A 24,964-nucleotide genomic window follows, 5' to 3' on the forward strand; every position below is an offset into this window, starting at 1 on the left:
TACCATGGCAACTATATATAAGCCGCTTTATAGAGTGATGGGCTACTGCTTCTTGTCAACAGTAGCCCATCACTCTATAAGATCTATTGGCGTGATCAGCCTGGCATCAAGCTCCTGTTGTGCTGTTCTGCCTGGTTTCTATGCGTTCTCCAAAATGGCTGGTCTCCGTCAGGGTAAAAGTGGCGCGCGCATGAATGTCCTGTGCTGATGAGCCGATCAGAACTTCAAACTCACCGGCTTCGGCGACCCATTGGTGGGCCAGGTCATCATAATAGGCCAGAGCTGCGCGTTCCAGTTCAAAAGTGACGGTCTGGCTCTCACCAGGTTCCAGGTGTAGCTTGGCAAAAGCTTTAAGTTCTTTTTCCGGTCGCTGCAGGGTTGATTTGAGATCCCGAACATAGAGCTGCACCACCTCCTTGCCCGCGCGCTGGCCTGTATTTGTAATCCGAATGGCAGCTTGCAGGGTATCATTGGGCTTTAAACTCTGCGTGTTGAGCTGGATAGAGGGATTATAACTAAAAGTGGTATAGGAGAGTCCAAAGCCAAAGGGGAAGAGGGGTGCAACCTTCTTCTTATCATAATAGCGATACCCAACGAACAGGCCTTCGCCATAATGTACGCGCCCATTCTCACCTGGATAGTTGATGTAGGCAGGATTATCCTCAATCCGCTGCGGGAAGGTCTGGGGGAGCTTCCCTGACGGATTAACCGTGCCAAAGAGCACATCCGCGATGGCATTGCCACATTCCTGGCCAGGATACCAGCACTGCAGGACGCCCGGGACTTTGTCGAGCCAGGGCATGGTGATCGGCGAGCCGGTATTTAGCACGACAATGGTATTTTTATTGGCCTCGGCGACCTTCTCGATCAACTCTACCTGTTCGGCCATTAGATCCATATTGGGCCGATCAAAGCCTTCACTCTCCCACTCTCCATTTAGACCAGCGAAGACCAGCGCAACATCTGAATTGGCTGCCAGTGCCACCGCGCGTTCCAGCGCATTAGTCGACACCGGAGCCATCAGACCCACACGCACAGCCGCAAGAGAGATTGCGGCAACGCCTTTCGTATATTCAATCGCCAACTGATAGTCTTGCCCGGCTGTAAGCTCGATTGAGGCGATTACTTCCTGGCTACCCATACCGAAGTAGGTTTGGCCCGGGAGTTGGTGATCCCAGTTATTGATTAATTCTTTGCTGTCGATATATAGTTTGCTCAAGCCTGCACTGGCCAGGCTAAACTGATGTGTCCCTGATTTTTGAGGCCGGATATGAGCTGTGAAGCGCGCTGAAAAGTTGAGTGGATCAATGTTATCGGCAACCACGCCAAACCAGACCTTCTCGGAGCTTGCGCTGTGATCCGTCTCGTTTGCTTTAGCGGTGAAGTTATGCCCCTGAAAATATTCGATAGCGAAACCCGGCGTAGTATCTCCATCGTGCGAGCTAAACAGTTGCTGGTCGATTAGAGGGAGTAAGTTGTGGCTGGCGAAGTTCGTCTCATCATTAATTGAGAGTTGATCACCCACGCGCTCCACGATAGCATCATATGGTGAGATTGAATAATGAGCATTGACGAGGGCGCTACCGCCGCCCATCATTCGTGCCGTCCTGGCATTGGGTCCAATGATCGCGATTGACTGTAGCTTTTCGGGTTGTAAAGGTAAAATGTCCCGCTCATTCTTGAGCAGCACACAACCCTCGGCCCCGGCCTCACGGATCAAGGCGCGATGTTCTGGTAGATCGAGAGCTTGCTCTGGACCATCTTCATGAACCTCAAACAGACCCACTTTAATGAACAGGTGCAATAGACGCGAAACGCTATCATCGATGGTGCTCTCGGCCACCTCACCGTTTTTAACCGCCTGGAGCAGCTTTTCACCGCGCCAGATAGCGGGCCCGGGCATCTCCAGGTCCAGGCCAGCGTTGATCGATGGAACTGTACTCTGGGTGCCGAACCAATCGGACATCACTACACCATCGAAGCCCCATTCCTTTTTCAAAATATCAGTCAGGGTATAGGGATTCTCACTGGCATAAGTTCCATTGATCTTGTTGTATGAGGCCATTGCCAGCCAGCTACCAGCTTCTTGAATGGCGGCCTTAAATGGAGGCAGGTAAATCTCACGCAAGGCACGCTCGCCAACCTCTGAGCTAATACTGTTGCGCTGGAATTCGGAGTCGTTGCACACAAAATGTTTGACGGTTGCGCCCACATCCTCGCTCTGCACGCCCTTAATATAGCCCACCGCCATCCTGGCCGATAGATAGGGATCTTCTGAGTAGCATTCAAAGTTACGGCCATTTAGCGGAGAACGATGGATATTCACCGTAGGAGCCAGTAAAACGCGAGCCCCTTTGGATTTAGCCTCCTGGCCCAGTGCCTGCCCAATGCGTTCAATCAATGCAGGATTCCAGGTGGCTGCCAGCGAGATGCCAGCTGGAAAACAGGCTGAGGTGACGCCGGCATCGTCTCTCTGGATGGGATTGCTCTCACCGCGAGCCCCATTTGGCCCATCGGATACTTTGAGTGAGGGAATACCCAGGCGCTCAATCGGGATGGTATTCCACATCGAGGCACCAGCTAGCAATGAGACTTTTTCTTCCAGTGTCATTTTACCGAGCAGGTCTTCTACCTTCGCATGCATAAGACAACTCCCTTCGTTCTGTGCGCATCGTAGCGTTTGGTGGTGGTGGAGAAAAATATATTGGTGGTATATGTCAGGCAATGCAAATGCGCCATCGCATAATGTATAAAGCCTGACGTTTCCCAATATTATAACTAACCCGGGCTACAAGTTGCAAAGCTGTAAAACGATACTTAGAATAGAGGGATTAATATGTTAATACTGGATAGAAACTTTCTCAATAAAATTGGCTTTCCCAAATGCATGGAAAAGCCTGACCCCCGAGAAAGATATATTGCTTAATCGTATTGTGGATCTTTCCAGTTCTCTGGTATATCTATTTTTGCCTCGACATTTGCATGTTCTGCTAGTAGGAAGAGCAAATTGCTACCACTTAATAATTCGATAGGTTTTCCTTCTGCAAACTCAAAAGAGGCTTTCCCATAACCACTGGTTGTTACAAGAATTCCTTTCGAGGCTCCTTCATTCTGGAGTGTCCCGTAAAGATCTCGAACGGCACTTACACCTACTGTGTTTTTATAGCGTTTCGCTTGAATAACTACTTTCCCGCCGAAAATTGGGCGAGGATCGTAGGCAACGCAATCTACTCCTCCATCACGCGAAGCCTGCGTCTGGCGAGTCTCCAAACCCATTTTTTGGAAGAGATTTGTGATCAATGATTCAAACTCATTAGGAGTCAACTCCATGAGATTTGGTCTTTGATCTAATCCTGATAGTACATCAATTTCTTCAATGTAGCGGGGATCTACCATATCGAATTCCAATACTGGCCGCACTGGAGCCAGTTCTGTAGGGCTCTTCGATATAGACGCATTTAATACTTGAAGACATGCTTGTGGATCTACCTTGCTTAAATCTAACCTGTCAAATATATCATGGCTTGTACGGACTGTAGTCAGGCATGTTCTTACAGGCAGCCCTGTTCCTTTATTAATACTCTCTACGTAACCATTAAATACAATAGTATCAACGCAATGCCCGCGATCGGCTTTAAATAACTCATAGAGCGTACGAAGGGTGGTTTGAGCGATAATTGAATTGTATAAAGTTTTCCTTTGCGGTAAAGGACGTATGGTGTTTGTAATTTCGTCCTTTGTTTTTACATACTTAAAAATTCCAGCTTCAGGAATTATCTCAAAATTGGGGAAATCGTACTCAACTACTAATTGAGTTGACTCAGGGACATAGGCTACCTTTGCATGTTGAGGAAATTTATCTGGATAATTACTGGTAGCCAAAACCATTGTAAAATAATTGACTATTGCAGATGGTACACGTGCATCAAAATCGCGTCGGAAATTATCTATTTCTGTATGTTGATTTTTTATTTTTTGTAGCTCATCATTATAATGTTGTTCAAAGGCATTTCTCATCTCAGCCAACTTTTTTTGTCGCATTTGTTCTCTGGCAGCATGTTCTGAAACATGCCTATTATATAACTCTTGTGCCTTGATGACTTCCTGAGCATACTTTTCTTTAGCTCCGGGAAAAATTTTTTGGAGCCCTGATAGTTCAGGGGGACGATAGTTCTGTGGTACCGGCGGCTGTTCTGGAATCGCCAATTGGCCCGGGTTAAAGGTTGGTAAGTTTAATGGCTGTTTCAATGTTTCCCACATAATAAAGCTATCAATTTTAAGCGCATCTGCTAGAAGATTATTAAAACTTGCAATCACTTGTTCAAGTTGCTCATTTTGGAGATTGACCTGAGCTATTCTGGATTCGGTATAAAGTCTGGCTCGCTCTTTTTGATCTGCTTTTTGGGCATTTTCATAAGCTTTTCTCGCTTTTTCTGCTGCCTTCGCTGCTTGTGTCTGTGTCAGTTGCTGGGCTTTCTGTTTGCGAGCCGCCTCTTTTTGGATGCGTGCCCTCGTATTGATCAGACTATTTTTCCTCGCCATCCCTTCATTACTCCTTTAATTAGAATGGATACATTTGTATGATTTTAGTGGTAATAAATATAAAAGTGTAGGTGGTGTAATCAATAATAACAAATTGAATATTTGCTGACAAGGCCAAAAGGTAAGAAATCGATCGATAGTCATGAAAGATTTCTCACCCTGCACGAGATAAATATCATGGAGTGTCTACTAATTGTTGCAAAAAACGTTGTGTGTTTTGAAAAAGCTACTGGCTTTTTTATTCCTGGCGGGATTGGCTACGCTGGACGTCGAAGCCATCGGGATAGCGTTGGCGTAGCTTGTCGACGTTGGCCTGCATAACGTCATCCAGGGTCAGGCCGACGGTTTCGCAGAGCAGGGTCATATATCAGAGCAGGTCGCCGAGCTCTTTTTTGAGGTTGGGGATGTCCAGTTCGTGGGAATGATAGAGCACTTTTTTCAGCAGATCGACAACTTCACCCGATTCGCCAGCAATGCCCAGCGCGGTCAGGATGAGTAGCTCTCGACGATCTTCTATATCACAGGTACGATGTACCTCTTGTGTGTAAGTTGCAATGTCCATAGTGATTCCTTCTACCTTTCTTGTTTTACTGTCGAACTTTAGCTAACTTCTGAAAGGGGTTTTACGGCGCGAATGGATAACCCAGAAGTAATTCCTCGATTCTCTCATACATTGAGAGAATCGGGGAATTGGCTGAAGGAAGAGTCTACACTCTTGCTTCATCGCTTCTCAAGAGATCAGACAAAAGACTTGCAATGGGTGTGGATGATCCCACCTGTTGTGCAGTCGTTTTGAAGAGATCAACATCCTTCATCGGGACCTTATTCTGCCTGAAAGGCGCGGCTTTGGTGTCCTCGACAATCCTCTTGCCATGCCTCTGATAGATGGGAGTGGGGAATAACGTGGGTGCCGTCGTCAGCATATCGAGTACTGCTTTTGGATCAACTCCATTGTTCTCGGCTATCGAGAGTGCTTCTCTCAGAGATTGTCCTGCTGAAACAATCAGGAAGTTGCCCACAAGTTTGACAAGCGTTGCCGCGCCGACCTCTTCGCCAAAATCAACGATGCCCTGTCCCCCTATCGCCCTCAGGAGTGGTCGGACGCGTTCTTTGGCTATTTGTGGACCTGCAAAAGGAATCCAGAGCTGTTGGGCGACAGCGGCCTCAGATCCTCCAAAGATGGGAGCCTCAACATAGACACTGCCATGTTGTGCATGCATTGCCGCAAGCTTCTTTGCCATTGCAGGCGATATCGTGCTCGTCGCAAGATGGATACCACCTGATCCCAATTGTTCTAAAAAACCATCACTCGTAACTATGCTTTCCACAGACGCATCACCCCACAAATTGGTCACAACAATTCCTCCGCTCGTCACAGCGTCAACTGGTCGGCTCACTTGTTGCGCACCCTGAGCAACCAGAGGTTCCGCTTTGCTCGCCGTGCGATTGTACACCCGGAGAGCATACCCGGCATTGAGTAGATTGCTCGCCAGTGGCAGACCCAGATTGCCAAGTCCAATAAATCCAATCGTTTCACTCATATTTCTCAATCCTCCTGAATGAGTTAGCTCCAAACATGACGTTAACGTTATGTTTGGAGCAAAAAAAAGCCTGATTACTGTTCTCTTTTCTCAAGCCAGCGCTCGAAGCGTTCGATATTGGCCTGTAAGTCAGCACGAAATTGCTGTAACGCACCGATCTTCCGGTCTGCATCAGCCAGATGCTGACGCAGGATGGCGAGAACTTTCTGTTTTGGTTGTATTCCACCAGGGTCGGTAAAATAGAGGTCGATAACGTCACGTATTTCATCCAGGCTGAGTCCAAGCTTCTTTAGCTGGTCAATTTTGCGCAGGCGGGCAAGCGTCTCCTCGGTGTAATAGTGCTGACCGTGGCCTTCACGCTCACCTGGAGGGATTAGTCCAATGCTCTCGTAATAGCGAACGGTGCGCGCAGTTACCTTTGCTCGTTCCGTCAAATCACCTATGCGCATGCGGCCATTCATCGCTCACCCCCTCAAATGTTACGTTAACGTCATGTTGATATGGTATATCTTGAGCGAGGCATTGTCAAGGGGCTTTCTGCCCAGGGTCTCCTCCATCCTTGCGGAGAAAACGCGTCTGAAATTCAGACACCATTGCTCAACAAAATCCGCATGCGAAGATGGTGCCGATTACGATGTTGAGTATCTTGAATTCTGGCAGATCGGATGGCACGATGATCCCTTCCGGTTGCTCACCTTCTGCGCATGATTGAACTGCTATAATATACTGAGACGGCATCCTTGTTCTCGTTTTGATCTGGGGTTGTTCTTCTTACCACATCTAACGAAGGATAAGCTGATGGTTTGTTTTCTCACTATTTTTTCCTACTTTCCCCCGGAAAGATGGGGAGACTCATGATTTAGAGAACGGGAGGCAAGCAATGGAAGGTGTCAAAAATTATTTAATCGATATGGATGGTGTTCTTCTGTGGGGCTCGTCGCTGATTCCGGGCGCCGCTGATTTTATTCATAGATTACAGGACAAGGGTATCCCTTTCTTAATCTTTACGAATAATTCCCTGTACACTCCTCGTGACCTTCAGATGCGACTCTCTTATATGGGATTGAATGTGTCGGCTGATTCTATTTTTACTTCCGCTTTAGCAACGGCGCAGTTTTTGCATTCCCAACGTCCAGGTGGTAGCGCCTTTACTATTGGCGAATCTGGCTTAACAACGGCACTCCATGATATTGGCTATATTTTGACTACCCAGGAGCCCGAATATGTGGTGGTGGGCGAGACTACGATGTATAGCTTTCAACGTATCTCTCAGGCCTGCCGTTTTATCAATGATGGTGCGCGCTTCATCGCTACCAATCCAGATGTGATGGGGCCTGGTGAAGGTGGTTTTGTGCCAGCGACAGGTGCAGTCGCTGCTTTGATCAGTGCCGCAACCGGCGTGAAGCCATATTTTGTCGGCAAGCCTAATCCATTGATGATGCGCATGGCCCTGCGCAAGTTAAATGCCCATTCAGAAGAATCGGCCATGATCGGAGATCGCATGGATACCGACATTGTGTCCGGCACTGAAAGCGGGCTACGAACCATCCTGGTGCTATCGGGCGTCACAAAGCGCGAACAGGTGGAGCGCTTCCCTTATCGTCCCACCTGGATCCTGAACTCGGTGGCTGATGTTGAGGTTTAAACCTCAACATCACTGCTTATTGAGTGACATAGATACTTGACCAATCCTCTGGCGCAATCATGCCCATGGCGTTTACATTCAGACCATGCAATTTTGCCTTGACCACATAGTAATCATAGGACTGATAAAGCGGTAGCCAGGCTACATCATTAACAAGATCTTGTTCCGCATTTCTGTACATACTTATGCGTTGCGCTTGATTTTGCGTGACATCAGCTCTGGCTAACGATCTCTGTATCTCCTGTTGATGTGCCGCAGCCTTACTTTGATTCTGGCCATATGCATATGTATTCTGGGCAGCACCCTGACCGAATTGGAGCGTTGTCCAATCGCTGGCATCTGGATAATCCGCAATCCAGCCTATGCGCCACATCTGGATATTTCTGGCATCATTTGAATTACTCACCTTATTATAGAAAGTACTTGCAGGCATTGCTTGTAGTTTGATATTAAGGCCCAGATTTGTTTTCCACATCGCTTGCATGGCTGTTATCTCATTTTGCACTGCCACTGATGAGCTTTTATAATAGGTTAATGTCACACTGGGAAATGCCTGCATCGAAGAAATGCCCTCTTCTTGCATACCCTCTTGTAGCAGTTTTTTTGCCAGTACGGGATCGCCTGCCGTGGTTGTGACGCCCGCCGGTCCTGATAGGGATGTGTTCGCGCTCGGGTCCCCTTGCGGTATGATGTGGTTAGTAGGCAAGACCGTATTGTTTCTAATCTTCTGGCTGATGAGATCTTTATTGATTGCCAGTGCAAATGCCTGGCGAATTTTAATGTTGTCAAATGGTTTGGTCAGATAATTCATCGCATAATAAGTGGTTGATAGTTGTAGTGATTGATGAAAATCTGTGTTCTGATCAACCTTGTCTATCATTGATGCTGGGATATTGTCGACAAAATCCACCTGAGCTACCCGGTAAGAATCGTAGGCAGTATTAGTATCGACATAGGATGTAAACGAGATTTTAGTGAGTGTTGGTTTACTGCCGTAGTAAAAAGGGTTGGGTACGAGCTCTATTTTTTGTTTTGTCCCTGGAGAGAATTCGAAAGGTCCAGAGCTACCTCCTTCGCTCAAATGGTCGGTGAAGCTCTGACTATATTTGTCGATCAGCGATTTTTCCACCACCGATGCACAGGGACAGGTCAGCGTATCCAGGAAGTAGGCAATGTTTTTCGATAGTTTGATGACAAGCGTATTGTCGTCGGGCGTCAGAATGCTCTGCCCGATCAATGTCTTGATCTTTCCTGAGACACGCTGGTCTGCGCCCTGAATATATTGTAGATTGTAAGGCGCTGTACCATATTTTAGAGCCGGGTCCAGGGCACGATCCAGACTATAGGCTACATCTGTGGCTGTCAAGGACGCGCCATCGCTAAATTTGAGGTTGGGACGTAGATGAAAAGTCCATGTGTAACCATCGGAACTGGTTTCCCATGATTGCGCAAGTTGAGGCACGATTTCCATTCTATCGTTGAATGAGACCAGCCCGGCTGAAGTCATACTAACTATCTGCATTGATTGTGTATATTGAACTGTTGCGGGGTCCAATGGCTCTTGTGTTGCGCTATTCATGGCGATGTTTAACACCTGCTGATCAGCAGGAACTCTATCTAGCATAACTGGTGGTCCAGTATTAATCTCTACATGCTGCCAGAGTGAAAAATGGGGGAATGTCGATAACGCTACATTCCCAAAGCCAGTAACGAGGAGTAGTATAGTTGCTATCGCTACTACTTTTAGCCAGGCGGGAAGTTTCTTGGGTTGGCTAGCTGGATTTTTGACATTTGCTGCATTGGAAGGCACATAGTATGGAGTTGACGGTGGGGGTGGAGGTGGCGGTGGTATCACCGGAGATTGGGCGGTAAGCCAGGTATCGCCTACGGTGGAGCTGATTTTTTCCAGGCGGCGTTTGACTTCAGTGATGGAGGTCGGACGTTGCGCGGGATCTTTAGCGAGCATATTGGCCAGTAGTGCAGAAAGCTCGGCTGGTAGTGTCACCGGCTTTTTCGTTGGAGCCGTTGCCACATCCGCGTCCAGAGGATCTTGTCCGGTGAGTAGTGCTTGCAGTGTAGCGCCCAGGCTATAGATATCAGAGCGCTCGGTGGTCTGGGCCGAACCATATTGCTCGGGTGCGGCATAGCCAGGCGAGCCAAGGGTCTGTGTATCGCGCCGCTGGCCAGGTCTGAACTGGCGGGCGATCCCAAAATCGATCAAATAAATATGGCCTGTCCTGGTACGCATAATATTATCTGGTTTGATGTCGCGAAAAATAATTGGTGGCTGGCGTGAGTGCAGATACGAGAGCACATCGCAGACCTGCAGGGCGATAGAGAGTCCCTCTTGTAGCGAGAGCAAACCGGCGGGCAATTGTTGGCGATAATCTTCCAGCGTCTGGCCATCAATAAACTCGGCCACGATATACCAGTGCTCAGGGTCCATAAAATTAGCGTATACTTCCGGTAACGAAGGATGCTTGAGTAAGGTGCCAAAGCGTATTTCACGATGATAGGTATCGGTGGCATCGATAATCTCTTGTGGCTTCAACTTTTTAAGTGTGATTTCCTTGATCGCCACGATGCGTTTGGTGTGTAGATCTTCAGCTTTATAGACAGTGGCAAAGCCGCCCTTACCTACGCGATCAATCAGGCGATAGCGACCCTCAAGGATTGTGATGGTTTGCATCTGTGTCGGCTCATCAAAATCCTGACTATGCAGCAACGCATTTCCGCAGGCAAAGCAGATAGTATCTGTCTCGGTATTGGCAGCTCCACAGATCGCACAGTAGAGCACATTCATGAATTTCAATGGATGTATTCCTCGCTCTTCATTTTTCTCATTTGCGCTTATCACAGGATGCCCAGGCGGGTAACAGCATTAGCATAAAATCATATTCATAAATGTAGGGTAAAAAAGGCCTTTATTAATTAGACGTTCGTTGTTGACTATTTTATCCCTCAGGATTGGCGGTTTAGCACGAAAAAGCCTGACTCCTTCCACAATTCAGTGAGAAAGAGTCAGGCTTTACTGGCTGAAGTTACTACGAGGCTTGCGCCAACTGGGCTTCGGCCACAACAGCAGGGTTATTACTGGCCAGCGGGCGCTTGGTGAAAAAGAGTATGCCTGTCGTAACCGCTGTTCCTGCAACAATGGCGATGAGATAGGGCAGTAGATTGGTGACTGCACCTGGGATAAAGAGGACGAAGATGCCGCCGTGTGGGACCTGTAAATTGCAGGCAAAGAGCATTGAGAGGGCTCCCGCGATGGCTGACCCAATCATGGTTGCTGGGATAACACGGAAAGGATCACGGGCGGCAAAAGGGATCGCTCCTTCGGTAATGAAGGCTATGCCCAGGACTGCCGCCGCCTTGCCGGCGTCTCGCTCTTCAACGGTAAAGCGATTTTTGAACAGATAGGTTGCCAGTGCCAGTCCAAGAGGTGGGGTCATGCCAGCCGCCATCACGGCCGCCATAGGGGCATCTACATGGCTGCTCAGGAGTCCGACTGAGAATGTATAGGCAGATTTATTGATTGGTCCACCCATATCGATAGCCATCATGCCACCGAGCAGGAGTCCCAGCAGTAAGGCGTTGGTACCCTGCATTGTTCGCAACCAGTTGGTGAGGGCTGTAAGTATAAAGCTAACCGGCGTGCCAATCACAAAGACCATCAACAGGCCGACAATGCCGGTGCTGATCAAAGGTAACACCAGAACTGGTTTTAAGCCAGCCAGATTTTTGGGTAGATTGATCCATTTGTTGAGATACAAGGTGATATAGCCGGCCAGGAAGCCTGCGATGAGGCCACCTAAGAAGCCCGCGCCAATCGAGTTGGAGAGCACACCGCCAATCATACCAGGAGCCAGACCAGGTCGATCTGCGATCGAGTAGGCGATATAGCCGGCCAGAATGGGAACGATCAGACTGAATGCGCCGGTACCCCCACCGATCTGGTTTAGTGCCCAGCCCAGGGTGCCTGTATATTTGGCGGCATCTATGCCACCAATGGCGAAGGAAAGTGCGATCAGCAGTCCACCCGCTACCACAAAGGGCAGCATATATGAGACACCGGTCATCAAATGTTTATAGATACCTGAACTGGCGGCAGATCTTTTGCTTTTAGCGTCCTGGATCTGTGAAAGATAGTCTTGCTGGGGTGCGCTGGCAGCTGCAGCACTGGTCTGGGGACCACTGGCGGCCTGGGCCAGGGCTGCTTTAATGAGGCCGGGTCCGTTTTGCAAGGCATCATGGGTGGAGGTTTCATAGACTGTTTTGCCCGCAAAGCGGCCTTTGTCTACTTTGGCATCGGCGGCGATGACCACCACGTTCGCCTTGCGAATATCATCTGGCGTTAGCGTGTTCTGGGCACCGACCGAACCCTGCGTCTCCACTTTAATCTGGTGTCCCAGCGTTTCCGCTGCCCGTTCCAATGCCTCGGCGGCCATAAAAGTATGGGCAATACCTGTCGGACACGAGGTAATGGCTACGATGCGAGCCTGCTCGATGGGTTGCGCGGCCGTGGGCTGAGCCACCGCTGCGGCGGCAGGTTGTTGGGCCAGGGCCGTTTCAACCACTTGCTGACTCTGGCGAATCGCTTTGTTGGTCGTGGTTTCATAAATTGATTTCCCTGCAAAGCGGCTCTGATCCACCTTTGCATCAGCGGCAATAATAACGACATCGGCGGACTGGATGTCTGACCCTGTCAGCGTGTTTTGGGCACCGACCGAGCCCTGTGTCTCCACTTTAATTGTGTGCCCGAGGGCCTCCGCGCCACGCTGCAGTGCTTCGGCGGCCATAAAAGTATGGGCAATGCCTGTGGGACAAGATGTGATAGCCACAATCTTTGCCATAGTGATACTCCTTCGCACGGGATAAGACCATGCTTCTCTGCATATATTAAATACAATCTCTATCCAAAGCGTTGCTTAAGCGTATTGAGATATTGTGTTAGCGGTTACTCACCTACGACGCCGAAGGTTGGTTGGAGGGTGCGAACTTGCACCTGTTGTGCATACTCTCTAAGAATGTGTTGAGCAGGTAGATGCGGACCAATCCGCGTGATCGTGCCCGCCGAAAAGGCGGTTGCCAGTCGGGCACACTCGGTCAACGGCAAGCCTTCGCTCAGGCCCGCAATTAAGCCCGCTACCATGGCATCGCCCGCTCCAACAGTACTTTTCACGTTCACCGCTAGTGGCTCCGCGATCAGGGTAGTATGTTGATCGACAAACATGGCACCATGCTCTCCCATCGAAACAACCACTAACTGTGTGGTATCTCGTAATAGTTGCCTGGCTCCTTGTTCAATACTTAGTTCATCATGCAAAGGGCGCTCTACCAGCTGTTGAAGCTCATCAATATTGGGCTTGATAATCGTTGGCCCTACCTGTACGCCTGCGCGTAGGGCTGCCTGGCTGGAATCCAACACGATATTTTTGCCCTGTTGTTTTAACTGCTCAATGACCGTTGCATAGAAAGTAATGGGCACTCCGGGTGGGAGATGGCCAGCCAGCACAAACCAATCGCAGGTTTTGGCCAGCTGCTGAATCCGAGTATGGAGCTGCTCAATCTCGCTTGCCGAGGGCTGAAGACCCGGCATATTGATATCGGTTGTCTGTTGCTGAGCCTCATCGATCACTTTAATACCGGTGCGCGTCTGACCTGGCAAGCGGATGAAGGCATCTTCGATCCGTTTCTGCGCAAAGAGCTGCTCAAAGATGGCCGCATTGTCGCGGCCCAGAAAGCCCGTCACCGCGCTGGCATGACCATAATCAGCTAGAAATGAGGCGACATTGACCCCTTTACCGCCAGCATCTAATTGCATCTCCTGCCCACGATTAACGGTATTGGTCTGAAAATGGTCTGCCCGTACCGTTAAATCAATAGCTGGATTGAGCGTGATTGTAGCAATTTTACTCATAGACTGCGTACCTCGCTGCTGGTGCGACATTGTAGGGCCCGCCGGGCAAGATCCTGCATTGCTTGTAAAGATGAGCTACGGATATGGGCCTTAATTGACGCGATACTGGGAATGCTGACACTCAATTCTTTAACTCCCAGGCCGGTTAAGATGCTCGCTCCCAGATTATCTGAGGCCAGGCCGCCGCATACGCCGACCCATTTGCCCTCTTGACTGGCTGCCTGTACCGTTTGTGAGACCATTTGTAAGACGGCTGGATGCAGGCTATCAGCTTGCTTAGCCAGCTGTGGATGTCCACGATCCATCGCCATTACATATTGCGTCAGATCATTGGTTCCGATGGAGAAGAAAGCGATTTCTCGTGCCAGGTGCCGGGCCAGCATGACCGCTGATGGCACTTCGACCATAATCCCGATTGGTATAGCTGGAGCGTCGAGTTCTTGCCGTACCTGCTCGGTGATCGCAAAGGCTTTCTCCCAATCTTCCATGGTTGCTATCATGGGAAACATAATGCTAGCCGAGCCGTAAGCGGCGGCGCGATAGATGGCACGTAGTTGAGGAATAAAGAGTTCGGGATGCTCAAAACAGAGCCGCACACCACGAATACCCAGGAAAGGATTGTCTTCTTTAGGTAGACGTAGATAGCTGACCTCTTTTATCGCCGCCAATGTCCAGGGTACGAATAATAACTTGCTGCCCCTGCATTGTCTGTAGGATTTCGCGGTAGACCGCAAATTGCTCGTCTTCGCTTGGGGCGCTATCACGCTCAAGGTAAAGGAATTCGGTACGTAATAGTCCAACCCCTTCAGCTCCCGCCTCGGCTGCTTTCTGCGCATCCCGCACATTGCCAATATTTGCCGCTACCTCCACCCGATGTTGATCGGTAGTAATCGCAGGCGCAAAGCGCTCTGTGCGCGCCAGTTCTTCTTTTTGTTGTGCTTGTGTCTGCAGTTCCCGAACTCGTTGGATATCAGCGTCACCAGGTTGTAGATAAAGTTTGCCAGCGGAACCATTGAGAATACAGGCGTTTCCATTGGCGATATTCAAGATCTCTTTGCCAGCACCTACAATAGCCGGTATACCAAGCGAACGAGCGATAATCGCTGTGTGCGAGGTAGGACCACCACTGGCCGTACAGAAGCCGAGCACTGCCTGAGGATCAAGTGTCGCGGTATCCGATGGAGCCAGGTCGTCTGCGATCAGGATAACCGGGGTGCCATCGAGCTGGAGCTTTTGGGGTCCCGTTCCTGATAACTGCTGTTGCACGCGTTGCCCGACATCTCTAAGGTCGGCGGCACGTCCAGCCAGCACCGGATCGCTCAATTGCTGCAGCGCATCGACGCGCTCCTGAATAACCTGTTGCCACGACCAGGCGGCACTATGGCCTTGATAGACCAGGGCGATAGTTTGTTGAATGATGTTTGCATCGGCGAGGAATTCACGGTGGGCTTCAAATATTGCGGCCTGGCTGGCTCCTGAGCGGGCGCTTACATCCGCGTGTAGCTGTTCAAGCTCCTGCTGTGCTACATCCAATGCCTGCTGAAATTTTTCGCCTTCTTCAATTGGATCACCAGCAGAGTCAGCGATATTAGCAACGCGATGGACATATGTCTTCACTGGTCCAAACGCGATGCCGGGGCTGCGGAGATACCGCTGAAGGTGGCATTGGCAGTTTGAGGCGTCCAGGCTGCCTGGGCATCGGGCTGAGTAGTGGGCTGGGCCTCAGCTTCTTCTTCGCCTAGATTCTGCTCAAGGGCTTCCTGGAGTGATTGCAAGGCTGTCCTGGCATCGGCCCCCTGGGCTGAAACACGGATCTGCATCCCATGTTCAACACCTAGCTGGAGCAGCGAAAGCAGGCGCTTGCCGTCGCCGACACGTTCCCCGTTGCGGACCCGAATATCGGCCTTAAAGCGCTTTGCCAGATTAACAAACATGGCGGCTGGACGTGCATGTAAGCCGGTCTTATTGCTTACTATAGCATCAAAGAATTGCTCATAGTCTTCTGGCGTGCTGGTGGCGCTGGTGGACTCGGTGGCCCGCTCGCCAGTCAAAGCTTGAATTATATCTTGAGGATTAGTGGTCTGAGCCAGGAGCGCGACCTGTTTCTCATCACTCAGCACACGCGTCAGGCGGCGTAGCACTTCAATATGTTCATCTGATTTGGCCGCGATTCCCACAACCAAACGAGCAGTTTCACCTGGATTCCAGGTCACGCCTGCTGGAACTTGAAGCACGGCAACCCCGGTGCGCTGGATAAAGTCACGATGCTCATTTAAACCATGAGGAATAGCGATACCATTTCCCAGATAGGTATTGGCAACCTCTTCACGTTTTTTCATACTTGCGACATAGTCGGGAAAGATATTGCCGCTATTGATAAGAAGCTGTCCTACAAGATTGATTGCCTCTTGCTTGTCACGCGGACTGGCATGCAAGCTGATCTGTTGCTCATTGATCTCAATCATGCTAGCTCTCCCAGAGTCCTATAACTGAATGGTCTCGCTAAGATGGTCAACAATGACCGACCTTCGACTCTTGTAATCGATTACATCGATGAAGAAATTGTAATCGATTACAATGGCTTTTGTCAAGGAATTTTCGGGCTAATTTGGCTTAATTTGTTTTTGATTATGGTATAATATTTGCAATCGATTACAAATCGTGGCTCAAATTAAATTCTTTTGATCGATTTGAGGGAGTGGGCAATGGCGAGTATTAAAGAAGTTGCTGAGGCTGCTGGTGTTTCTACTGCCACGGTCTCGCGGGTGTTGTCAAATGGGCAGCATGTGCGCCCTGAAGTGCGCCAGCGGGTGATGGCGGCGGTTGAAAAACTACAATATCGGCCCAATCTGGTGGCGCGCAGCCTGCGTTCTCAGCAATCAAATACTATTGGTTTGATCGTATCCGATATTCGTAATCCTTTCTTTACTTCGATCAGCCGGGCGGTTGAGGATCTTGCTTATGCGCAAGGTTTTACGGTTCTGCTCTGTAATACCGATGAGGATGCCAATAAAGAAGCTATCTATCTGCAATTGATGCGGGATACCAATGTGGCGGGCGTGATTTTTTCTCCTACGCTCCAGACCGCCGCCAAACTCTCTCAACAGAGCCTCGATTTTCCTATAGTTATTGTGGATCGTACTATTGCTGATTTTGAGGCCGACACCGTATTGCTGGATAATGTGGAGGCGGCCTGGCGCTTGACGACCCACTTAATCCAGAATGGTTTTGAGAAGATCGGGGCCATCTTCGGTGAAACCAGTTCTACTGGATTGCAGCGGCAGCAGGGATATGAGCAGGCCTTGCAGGAGCATGGCTTGCCTGTGTTGCCTGAGTATATCAGACACACACAGCCACGAGTGGAGGCTGGTTATATGGCTGCGACCGCCCTGTTGAATTTGCCCAATCCTCCCGATGCCTTATTGACTAGCAATAGTCTGACGATGGAAGGTGCCTTGCAGGCAATCCGTTCCGCCAATCTTTCGATACCCGAAGATATCGCGCTGGTGGGTTTTGATGAGACCCCCTGGACCATATTAGTGCAGCCCTCGATCACGATTATTGCCCAGCCTACCTATGAGATTGGCAAGACTGCTGCTGAGTTGCTGCTGCAGCGCATTGCTGAGCCCGCGCGTCCTGCGCGCCAGATCATTCTGCGCGGGCAACTAAATGTACGAGAGTCCAGCGTCCCGCTACACGATAGAGTTATAAAGTCAGTCGAAGCCAGCGGCTAAGCTTGCATAAGTTAGCCACTGACTTCGATACTGTCCCACGCCTATCCAATGCTCTCGTTAAAGAACTTATAGGGGAAACGCCCAGGATGGTTTGGCCGGGAATAACGTGTTGAAGAGAACCTCGTTATTGACCCAGGCATCGGGATAGGACTGGCGCAGTTCTGCCAGACTGCGATAGCCGAGCAGGGCCTTAAAAAAGACTAATGGTGGGAAGCCACCATCGGCATTATAATTCAGGACGGTTGAACGCCAGTTTTCAACTGTCACCAGACGCCCCTCTTTAAAGTCCAGGCGCAAGCCCCCACGATAGAAATCCAGTTTTAGCTCACCCGTAAATCCTTCTACGGGCGAGTTAAGTAAGCGTTTTTCCAATGCGGGCGCGATATGGCGTATAAAGCGCGGTAGATCCGCGATACGAATGTACCAGGCATAAGCTGGTATAGTGATGGTCGCCAGGCTGCCCAGCGCCTCATAAACTGGATGTTTCTGCCCCAGATAAAATCTGATCTCGCTGAAAGCCTCCGTGTCAGGTTTTCTAGTTGGTAGCTGCTGACCGTAGGCTTGCAGGGCTCGTAAAAGGACTGGCAGCATCGCCTGCAGATTGAGATGCGGTCTGGTATACAGGTTCCAGACATTCACGCCACGGCCACCACGCGTGGATAAGGTTGAGAACCAGCCCTGTATCTGTCCCTGTGCATCAACTATAACCCGAGTCGATGAAGATGCGCTATGGTCGGGTCCTTCCACTAACCAACGCATATAGCCCTGATCAATATGTGTTGATACTGCGGATGTAGACCGATCGCGCTGCTCATAGATCGCTTGCAACAGTGGAAGATCTTCTCCGGTTGCTTCGCGCAGGGTGTAGAGCTCGGCCTCGCCTTCTTTGGCTTTGGGGATCGAAGGTAGATAGACGCCTTTCCCACTATCCAGATCCAGGGCGTATTCATAGCCAAACTGGCGGTAAAAGTAGTAGATGCCGGTGATGGCATCCAGTAGTCGGCCCTCGGCTGCGCTGCGAGCATGGACGAATTCGAACAGGATACGAATCAGGCCACGATTGCGATAGGCTGGATCGCTAAACACAACTTCGGGGCGTCCCATTTTGAAAGGGATATCCTCGTAGTACCATTCCATACGCTGCAGGCAGATGCCTGCAATGACCGGATTACCCTCTTTATTGCGGTCCTCGACAATCGCATAGTCGCCAGGTCCCATAATGGGTATCTGACCGCTCATAAATACTTTAACCGCATTGACCAGCCTCTCATTCAAAGGATCTTCCTCTTTGTCACGAAAAACTAGCCCGGCGGCCTGGGCAATATTTTCGGTATCGGCTGCTGTTGACCAGCGTGCTATCAGGCCGTCGCCTAGATCGCGTATATAGTCAGCTGCTGCGATATCGATGGTAATCGACATGGTTGCCTTCCTCATTTCTATGAAACTAGTCAAAGTCATTTTCAAGCGAAAACATACTGCTGAGAAGTAGGGCCAGGAATTGCAACCCATGGATTTGTGCCAGATAACAAAAAGCCGTGGGTGCGCCTCGCGCTGGTGCCCACGGTCGGAGGATGTGTTCGCTACCTACAATACCAGGTAGAAGAAGAGTAAGCTGCACATGTATCCGAAAGTGGGCAGACTGCCCCTATGGTCCGGAGAACTGTGTCAACTGGGGTGATTGAAGCGTTGTGCGTGGACACGATTATCTCAGGAAGGCCCGGACCAGACAGTAGCCACAATAAATTTGTGTTCTGTTTCATCACTTGCCCTCCTTTCTGTAGATCATGTGTAAAGACGTTAGCACAACCACTACAACTATAGTGGATAGATTGGCCTTTGTCAAGTTATGGCTTTTCAGCACAGAAATAATATAAAAAAAGATACTGCGCATAAAACATAAAAAAATTCTATGGCAGTATGTGAGGTCGGTTCCTGGGATGAGATGGAAACGCTAGACTTCTTTCAAGGAGCGATAGCTACGGGTCAAATCTTCTTTTTGTAGCTCTTTATTGATCATGACGCCGATCTCGGCCCCATCGGCCACGGCCCCGCTCACCCAGCGTGTTTGATAGACATCTCCCGCCAGGTAGATGCCTGGAGCGATGGGTTCTTGATATCGTTCTGGCATGGGGCAGTTGAGCATATCAAGTAGTTCCAGGCGCCTCAGGTGTTTGGTCTGCAAGAAAAGCGCCTTACGCGGCAATACTGAACCATTGGCGAAGACAATTCTTTCAAACTGCTGTTCAGTGCCTTCTAGTCGTGTAATCGGATCTTCGTAAATCTTTATTTCGTGGTGGTTTAGAAATGCCTGTTCCCTGGCATCAATCTGGCTGGGGCCATTCGTGCATACTACGATATCCCGGCTCCATTGTAGCAATTGTAGCGCTAGAGCCTCGCCCGCGGGTCCATTGCCAAGGACAGCCAGTGGCTGATCGCGTACCTCCCAGCCATCGCAGTAAGGACAGGAAAAGACGCCCGCGCCATAGTAGCGCTGAAACCCCTCAATGGGAGGAAGAACATCCTTCATACCTGTTGCCAGGAGCAGGGTACGCGCTGTGTGCACTGATTCATCTGAGAGGGTAACTGTAAAAAGATTCTGTTCTCGTTTGGCATCCAGCACTGTTGTTACGCGGAATTCTATGTTTGGGTACTGCTGTAATTGTTCTCTACCAAGACGCCGAAATTCAGTGGGTGCCATGCCATCGCGCGTTAGAAATCCATGCATCGCGTGGGAGACGGCATTGCGAGGCTGCGCATTATCACAAATAAGGACGGATCGACGACTACGTCCCAACATTAGAGCAGCACTCATGCCAGCAGGACCAGCACCAACAATAATTACATCAAGCATGTATGAGGCCTCCATCTTTTTGTAGATAGGAATATATTGCATGTGATGAATATTTCACAGTATATACGTTTATTATTTTCCTATCCCTTTATCTATATTGTATTGAAGCCGCCAAATACATGTTGTGAATATAGGTTAGTGTTTGAGCCTGCTGCTTAGTTGAGATAACCTGGTACCTGAATATGGCCGATTTGCAGACCCTCGGGACGGGCTGTAAAGGAACTTCCGACGAGGGGGGAAAATTGCTCTAACCAGTTACGGCTTAATGTTTCGGCATGTTCCTGATTACGGGCGTAGACGAAATAATATTCATCGACCAGCGTTCCTTGTTCAGTAGATTGTTGATGGGTAGCCCGAATAATCCATAAAACGAGTGCCTCTTCGGTCAGCACAATATCGACATTCTCCAGGGTAAAAATTTGGCCCTGAGACTGATAAAGCTCGGTCAGGGCCTGCAAAATTTTTTCCGCATTGCTCTTGATGATTGGTTGGCGGGTTAAGGCATGATAGATAACTATTGGTCCTACCTCTGCGCTTGTTGCTAGTGCTGCAATGTCAAAGAAGTATTTGCCACGTACCTGAGCCAGCGTAGGCTTGACCTTTTTCCGTGTTGTCATTTTTTCTTCCTCTCTGAACTTCCAATTGACTCGGATTATCTGTAGCATTTTAGGCTATAAACTACCTATTATAATTTATAAATGCGTCCTATATTTGTTTCTAAATGTTAGTGGCATGTTTTCCTAATGATGAGATTTGTATCAGCACTTATGGTAGGCAGCTTACGTGAAATATTCATCATATTTTAATAGCTACAGATGAATATTCAGGAAGTGTAGCGTTCATTTATGACAATAGCAAGGAACAGGGTGTTACACGTATGTAACACAATGTAACGATCAGGTTAGCATGAGGTTTCTATGGATGAAAATGCTTTTGGGAAGTTAGTGCGGATGTATCGGCTGCAGCGTGGTTGGAAGCAAGAAGAGTTAGCCGATCGCTGGGGATTTTCGCGCGAATACGTTTCTCAGATTGAACGTGGCAAACGGAAATTGGATAAGCAGGAGCAGGTTTCGCGACTGGCCGATATTCTGGGTATTCCCGAGGAGAGATTAGCTTCAGCTGGTAAGTCTATGCCGTTCCGCAAGCTGAAGACGTCTTCATTATCTGAGGGGGATGATCTGTTGCTACAGGCGTTGATTGAGCCTGCTCAGAATACGGTAAAGATGTCACGCCTGCTCTGGGAGAGCAACGGTGGTATGGTGGTAGATGTGGAAGGAAGTTTACGGGCTTTGGCTCAACGCCTGGATGATGCCCTCAGCTTGTACAGGGGACAATTTACCCGACCAACGTTGCGCATGCTGGCCCACACCCATGAGATGTTGGGAAGATGCTCGATTGAGCGTACCGCGACTCAAGAGGCGCTCTCGCATTTTCAAGTGATGTATGATATTGCTGAAGAGTTGGGCGATCCTGAATTAAAGACTCTTGCTCTGATCAATCAGGCTGAAATGTTTCGCCGTCGCAGCTGGTGGGAAGCTTCTTTCAGACGTATGGAGGCCGCGGAAAAGCAAGCGCAACAATATCCGATCTCTAAATACCTTCAGGGAGTGTTGTGGAAGGCATATGCTATTAATCACTTCGTCTATGGACATGAGCAGGGCTTCTTACGTGCTATCGACCATGCCACCGAGATTGCTGAAGATATCGATGTCGATCTCGACGCGGTCAGCCAGGAATTTGATAAGGTAGATGTACTGCAGGTTAGGGCACAGGGCTACACCCAGCTCTGGCAACCAGAAAAAGCCTTAGAGATTTATCCGATGACTGATATGCTGCGCCCTTTTAGATCGGTACGAGATCAATGTTCGTACAGTATTATCAAGGCCCAGGCATATTGTTATGTTGGGGATATCGATACTGGTATAGATTATGCCTTAGATGGCTTAAGGTCCGCAGAAATTTGCCAATCTACCCGTTATGTCATACGCTTACAGCAGATGTCTGATCGCCTGGGTACTACTGCGATTGGCAAAGATCGAAGAATGCAAGAATTGCGAGGAATGATTTTTGAGACGCTACAAAAAATGACGCTCTGAGTATGGCGTTATTTAGAAAAGGAGCATCATCATCGTTATCCATTCCGTTTTTCTCCAGCCAAAACCAGAAGCAACGGTAGAGGAGCTACATGCAGCTATTGAGCAGGTTAAAGCGCTCAAGTACAAGATTCCTGGCATCGTGGATATTCGAGCAGGTGAAAATACCAATCTGAATAACCAGGGATATAGCTATGGCTTTATTATGATCTTTATCGATGAGGAGCACTTGAAAGCCTACTTTCCGCATCCAGACCATCGCGCGGTGGGTGCTGAGCTGCGGCGCCTCTCAGTCCATCTGCTGAATTTTGATCTCCCTGATTAAACAAATAAAGCGGGGAGGTGCAGGAGGGGCGGCGAGCCCATCCTGCCGGGGTGTGGGGTGTTCCCCACCAAATCTTTCCCCTCTCCTCTCGCCGCAGGCGAGTGAGTTGAGCTTTGTTTATACCACTTTTAAAAGTGAAGATCATATAATCAGGATCGGCCAGATAGAGATAGAGAGGAGTGAACAGGTTGCTCTCTTATTTTCCTTTTGATCATGAGCATTTTACGATGGCCATGGGTGTACAGGCGCTTGGTGCTGGCTGTTTGATTGAGATTGATACCGACCATTATCAAGCAGAGATGGCTTTAAAGCATCAGCTTCTGGCTGACGATCCTGTCTACTATGCGCAAGCGCTACCTCGCACTGAGGAGCTGCAATGGGAAGTATTGGAGTTGCTGTTACCGCATATGGCTGACAGCTATCCGCAATGGTTTACATTGAGGATAGAGCAGGATGGCTGGCATTGGCACAATCATTTGTTGGATGAATATCAGGAATTTCATCCAGGGAATGGTGGGAGCTTGCCGCAGGCGCCATTAGAGTGGCTGGGCCGCCAGGTGCAGGAAGATCTGTTGCTCCTGGATGGGAGTGCGACGGCTGGCTTCCCTTTAGTGGCCGGGCTATTGTGTTTTCCCAATTCGTGGTGCCTGGATGAAAAGCTAGGGCAATCCTTTCTGGCGATCCACGATCCCGTGCCCCTGTTTGCTGAACAGATTGGACGTTCTTCACACCTGCTTTTGCAGCGCTTGAAAGCTGGCCGCTCCGTCTGGCGGCTGAACTGGGCCTTCCGCAGTACGGCCCGGCTCGATATCACTCCACGCGCTACCCATGAGGTGCAGCAATCCTATGCAGGATTGACGCCGACCACAATTGGAGAGCAGTGCTTTTTACGGGTTGAGCGCCAGACCCTGACACGGCTACCCCGCACCGGTGGCATCCTCTTTACTGTTCATACCTATCAAACTCCCATTGCTGAGGTTGCCGCAGATCCAATGGCAGCCCATAGGATGGCCAGGGTATTAGCTACCACACCAGCCGAGATGCTGGCTTATAAGGGACTCACACCTTTTGTTGAGCCGCTTCTTACTTACCTTCATACGTGCCATACGCAGTCTGATTAGGCGGATTTACCGGCTGTAACGGTTGGCGTGGTCCTTGCAGCAGCCATTGTAGGACGCCGATGTGGAAGGCCAGTTTGGCTAGAAAAATAAAGGGTGCATAGAGTAGAACGCGGGGATACTCAGAAATATTGGTGCGGATGATGAGGATGGTAATGCTGAGTGCGATTGGAACTAATAGCAAGGCATAGGCCAGGGGATGTCGTACCAGTGTCAGCACCTGGTTGCGCCTGTTCATACCTGGATGTAACAACTTGATATATAAGCCAGATTCACGTCCAAAGAAATAGCTATAACGCATCAAGATCTTGAAACTATTGCGGCGGTGATTGTGTTTCACTTTAATGGCTGGCTGGTATACCGTGCGATAGCCCAGCTTGATTAAGCGATAGCAAAAATCGATATCTTCACAGACGCGCAACGTCTCATTAAAGCCTTGCACGGCTGCATAGACCTGGCTCCGGACGCCCAGACTGGCTGAACAAAGCTGCATTTCGCTTCTTTGGCTATTCTGACAGAAAGCAAAACTACTAAAATCCAGGCAACGCGCAAAAAAAGCATCGGATTTACCGGCTATCTGTCCTCCAACCGCCCCGATCTGAGGATTTTGCAGCTCGCGCACATTCTGCTCTATCCAGTCTGGCTCTGGCTCACAATCATCATCCAGAAAGAGCAAATAGTCGCCCCGTGCCATACGAGCCCCCTGATTGCGTTTCTGACCGGGATACATATCTGTCACGGCATTAACAATATGGGTGGACCATTGCTGTTCCAGAGCTCTAGAGGGTTGCCCAACCACAATAATTTCAATCAACTCGTGCGGATATGTCTGCTGGTTGAGCTTTTCTAGCACTGTTTCAATCAGCTCTGCCCGACTATAAGGGATGATAACACTTACAGAAGCCGCCTCCATCAGATATTCACCTCTTCCAACTTTATTGCGCCGAATATGCTGCACGGCTTATTTCATTACTCGTATATCATATAAATTATATAAAGCGGGCCAAATATGGGATTGATGATCCGGAGCTTTTTGATGTTTCTCTTTGGCGCCTGCGGCGCCGGGTTGGGAGTGTGGAGTATGTGGTGGACGGCTGCGGCCGCCCACCACACACCTGAAAGAAGGTCCATCGTATCGCTTGCTCGTGATCTCTGGACGAACAGTAAAAAAACGGTTGATAATCTGGCATGATCA

Annotated in this window: 22 protein-coding genes; 6 read left to right on the plus strand and 16 right to left on the minus strand. The window is 49.4% G+C overall.

Annotation, left to right across the window (positions count from 1 at the left end; all coding sequences use genetic code 11):
* Window positions 1–106 precede the first annotated feature (106 nt).
* The 6 genes from EL645_RS33760 to EL645_RS33780 form a co-directional block, all read right to left on the minus strand.
* Window positions 107–2,644 carry a glycoside hydrolase family 3 C-terminal domain-containing protein gene (locus EL645_RS33760; protein WP_126556846.1) on the minus strand — a complete coding sequence of 846 codons (2,538 nt, stop codon included), beginning with the start codon at window positions 2,642–2,644 and terminating at the stop codon, window positions 107–109.
* Window positions 2,645–2,922: 278 nt separating this feature from the next.
* Window positions 2,923–4,542: a restriction endonuclease gene (locus EL645_RS33765; protein WP_126556847.1), complete on the minus strand. Its 1,620-nt coding sequence runs from the start codon at window positions 4,540–4,542 to the stop codon at window positions 2,923–2,925.
* A 238-nt stretch (window positions 4,543–4,780) separates the two neighbouring features.
* Window positions 4,781–4,906, minus strand: a complete 126-nt coding sequence (locus tag EL645_RS44735; protein WP_281276447.1) for a nucleoside triphosphate pyrophosphohydrolase family protein — start codon at window positions 4,904–4,906, stop codon at window positions 4,781–4,783.
* A gap of 3 nt (window positions 4,907–4,909) precedes the next feature.
* Window positions 4,910–5,104: a MazG nucleotide pyrophosphohydrolase domain-containing protein gene (locus tag EL645_RS33770; RefSeq protein WP_126556848.1), complete on the minus strand. Its 195-nt coding sequence runs from the start codon at window positions 5,102–5,104 to the stop codon at window positions 4,910–4,912.
* Between the two features lie 145 nt (window positions 5,105–5,249).
* Window positions 5,250–6,083, minus strand: coding sequence for an NAD(P)-dependent oxidoreductase (locus tag EL645_RS33775; protein ID WP_126556849.1), 834 nt, complete (start codon window positions 6,081–6,083; stop codon window positions 5,250–5,252).
* Between the two features lie 74 nt (window positions 6,084–6,157).
* Window positions 6,158–6,544, minus strand: coding sequence for a MerR family transcriptional regulator (locus tag EL645_RS33780; RefSeq protein WP_126556850.1), 387 nt, complete (start codon window positions 6,542–6,544; stop codon window positions 6,158–6,160).
* Window positions 6,545–6,963: 419 nt separating this feature from the next.
* Here EL645_RS33780 and EL645_RS33785 point away from each other — a divergent pair, with 419 nt between their 5' ends.
* Window positions 6,964–7,728, plus strand: a complete 765-nt coding sequence (locus tag EL645_RS33785; protein ID WP_126556851.1) for an HAD-IIA family hydrolase — start codon at window positions 6,964–6,966, stop codon at window positions 7,726–7,728.
* Window positions 7,729–7,744: 16 nt separating this feature from the next.
* Here EL645_RS33785 and EL645_RS33790 read toward each other — a convergent pair whose 3' ends face one another.
* The 6 genes from EL645_RS33790 to EL645_RS41760 all read right to left on the minus strand — a co-directional run bounded on the left by EL645_RS33790 (window position 7,745) and on the right by EL645_RS41760 (window position 16,113).
* Complete coding sequence (locus EL645_RS33790) at window positions 7,745–10,531, minus strand: ABC transporter substrate-binding protein (protein ID WP_246035744.1); 2,787 nt, start codon at window positions 10,529–10,531, stop codon at window positions 7,745–7,747.
* A gap of 241 nt (window positions 10,532–10,772) precedes the next feature.
* The gene (locus EL645_RS33795) at window positions 10,773–12,581 is read right to left on the minus strand and encodes a PTS fructose-like transporter subunit IIB (RefSeq protein ID WP_126556853.1); all 1,809 of its coding nucleotides are present in this window, start codon (window positions 12,579–12,581) and stop codon (window positions 10,773–10,775) included.
* A gap of 104 nt (window positions 12,582–12,685) precedes the next feature.
* Complete coding sequence (gene pfkB / locus EL645_RS33800; RefSeq protein ID WP_126556854.1) at window positions 12,686–13,648, minus strand: 1-phosphofructokinase; 963 nt, start codon at window positions 13,646–13,648, stop codon at window positions 12,686–12,688.
* Entirely contained in the window at window positions 13,645–14,316 is a 672-nt protein-coding gene (locus tag EL645_RS41750) for a putative PEP-binding protein (RefSeq protein WP_218032175.1), read from the minus strand. The genes pfkB and EL645_RS41750 overlap by 4 nt, the downstream gene beginning before the upstream one ends.
* A complete protein-coding gene (locus tag EL645_RS41755) occupies window positions 14,276–15,265 on the minus strand; it encodes a putative PEP-binding protein (protein ID WP_218032176.1) in 990 nt (329 codons plus the stop codon). Before EL645_RS41755 ends, EL645_RS41750 begins: the two co-directional genes overlap by 41 nt.
* Window positions 15,262–16,113 (minus strand): HPr family phosphocarrier protein, encoded by an 852-nt coding sequence (locus tag EL645_RS41760; protein ID WP_218032177.1) that lies wholly within the window; start codon window positions 16,111–16,113, stop codon window positions 15,262–15,264. The genes EL645_RS41755 and EL645_RS41760 overlap by 4 nt, the downstream gene beginning before the upstream one ends.
* Window positions 16,114–16,353: 240 nt before the next feature.
* On the opposite strand from EL645_RS41760, the gene EL645_RS33810 reads away from it, so the two are divergent.
* Entirely contained in the window at window positions 16,354–17,382 is a 1,029-nt protein-coding gene (locus EL645_RS33810; RefSeq protein WP_126556855.1) for a LacI family DNA-binding transcriptional regulator, read from the plus strand.
* A gap of 66 nt (window positions 17,383–17,448) precedes the next feature.
* On the opposite strand, the gene EL645_RS33815 is transcribed toward EL645_RS33810, so the two are convergent.
* The 3 genes from EL645_RS33815 to EL645_RS33825 form a co-directional block, all read right to left on the minus strand.
* Entirely contained in the window at window positions 17,449–18,801 is a 1,353-nt protein-coding gene (locus EL645_RS33815) for a GNAT family N-acetyltransferase (protein WP_246035663.1), read from the minus strand.
* A 532-nt stretch (window positions 18,802–19,333) separates the two neighbouring features.
* Window positions 19,334–20,233, minus strand: coding sequence for an NAD(P)/FAD-dependent oxidoreductase (locus tag EL645_RS33820; RefSeq protein ID WP_218032178.1), 900 nt, complete (start codon window positions 20,231–20,233; stop codon window positions 19,334–19,336).
* A gap of 155 nt (window positions 20,234–20,388) precedes the next feature.
* On the minus strand, window positions 20,389–20,850 hold the full coding sequence (locus EL645_RS33825) for a hypothetical protein (RefSeq protein ID WP_126556856.1): 462 nt from the start codon (window positions 20,848–20,850) through the stop codon (window positions 20,389–20,391).
* 300 nt (window positions 20,851–21,150) lie between these two features.
* Here EL645_RS33825 and EL645_RS33830 point away from each other — a divergent pair, with 300 nt between their 5' ends.
* The 3 genes from EL645_RS33830 (at window position 21,151) to EL645_RS33840 (ending at window position 23,772) form a co-directional block, all read left to right on the plus strand.
* Window positions 21,151–22,329, plus strand: coding sequence for a helix-turn-helix domain-containing protein (locus EL645_RS33830; RefSeq protein WP_126556857.1), 1,179 nt, complete (start codon window positions 21,151–21,153; stop codon window positions 22,327–22,329).
* A gap of 37 nt (window positions 22,330–22,366) precedes the next feature.
* Entirely contained in the window at window positions 22,367–22,651 is a 285-nt protein-coding gene (locus EL645_RS33835) for a Dabb family protein (protein ID WP_281276487.1), read from the plus strand.
* A 188-nt stretch (window positions 22,652–22,839) separates the two neighbouring features.
* Complete coding sequence (locus EL645_RS33840) at window positions 22,840–23,772, plus strand: heme-dependent oxidative N-demethylase family protein (protein WP_126556859.1); 933 nt, start codon at window positions 22,840–22,842, stop codon at window positions 23,770–23,772.
* On the opposite strand, the gene EL645_RS33845 is transcribed toward EL645_RS33840, so the two are convergent.
* Window positions 23,735–24,682, minus strand: a complete 948-nt coding sequence (locus EL645_RS33845; protein WP_126556860.1) for a glycosyltransferase family 2 protein — start codon at window positions 24,680–24,682, stop codon at window positions 23,735–23,737. The two genes, EL645_RS33840 and EL645_RS33845, sit on opposite strands and share 38 nt — an antisense overlap.
* 96 nt (window positions 24,683–24,778) lie before the next feature.
* On the opposite strand from EL645_RS33845, the gene EL645_RS33850 reads away from it, so the two are divergent.
* Window positions 24,779–24,961, plus strand: a complete 183-nt coding sequence (locus tag EL645_RS33850) for a hypothetical protein (protein WP_126556861.1) — start codon at window positions 24,779–24,781, stop codon at window positions 24,959–24,961.
* Window positions 24,962–24,964: the final 3 nt, after the last annotated feature.

The organism is Dictyobacter kobayashii (assembly GCF_003967555.1).
Lineage (GTDB): Bacteria > Chloroflexota > Ktedonobacteria > Ktedonobacterales > Ktedonobacteraceae > Dictyobacter > Dictyobacter kobayashii.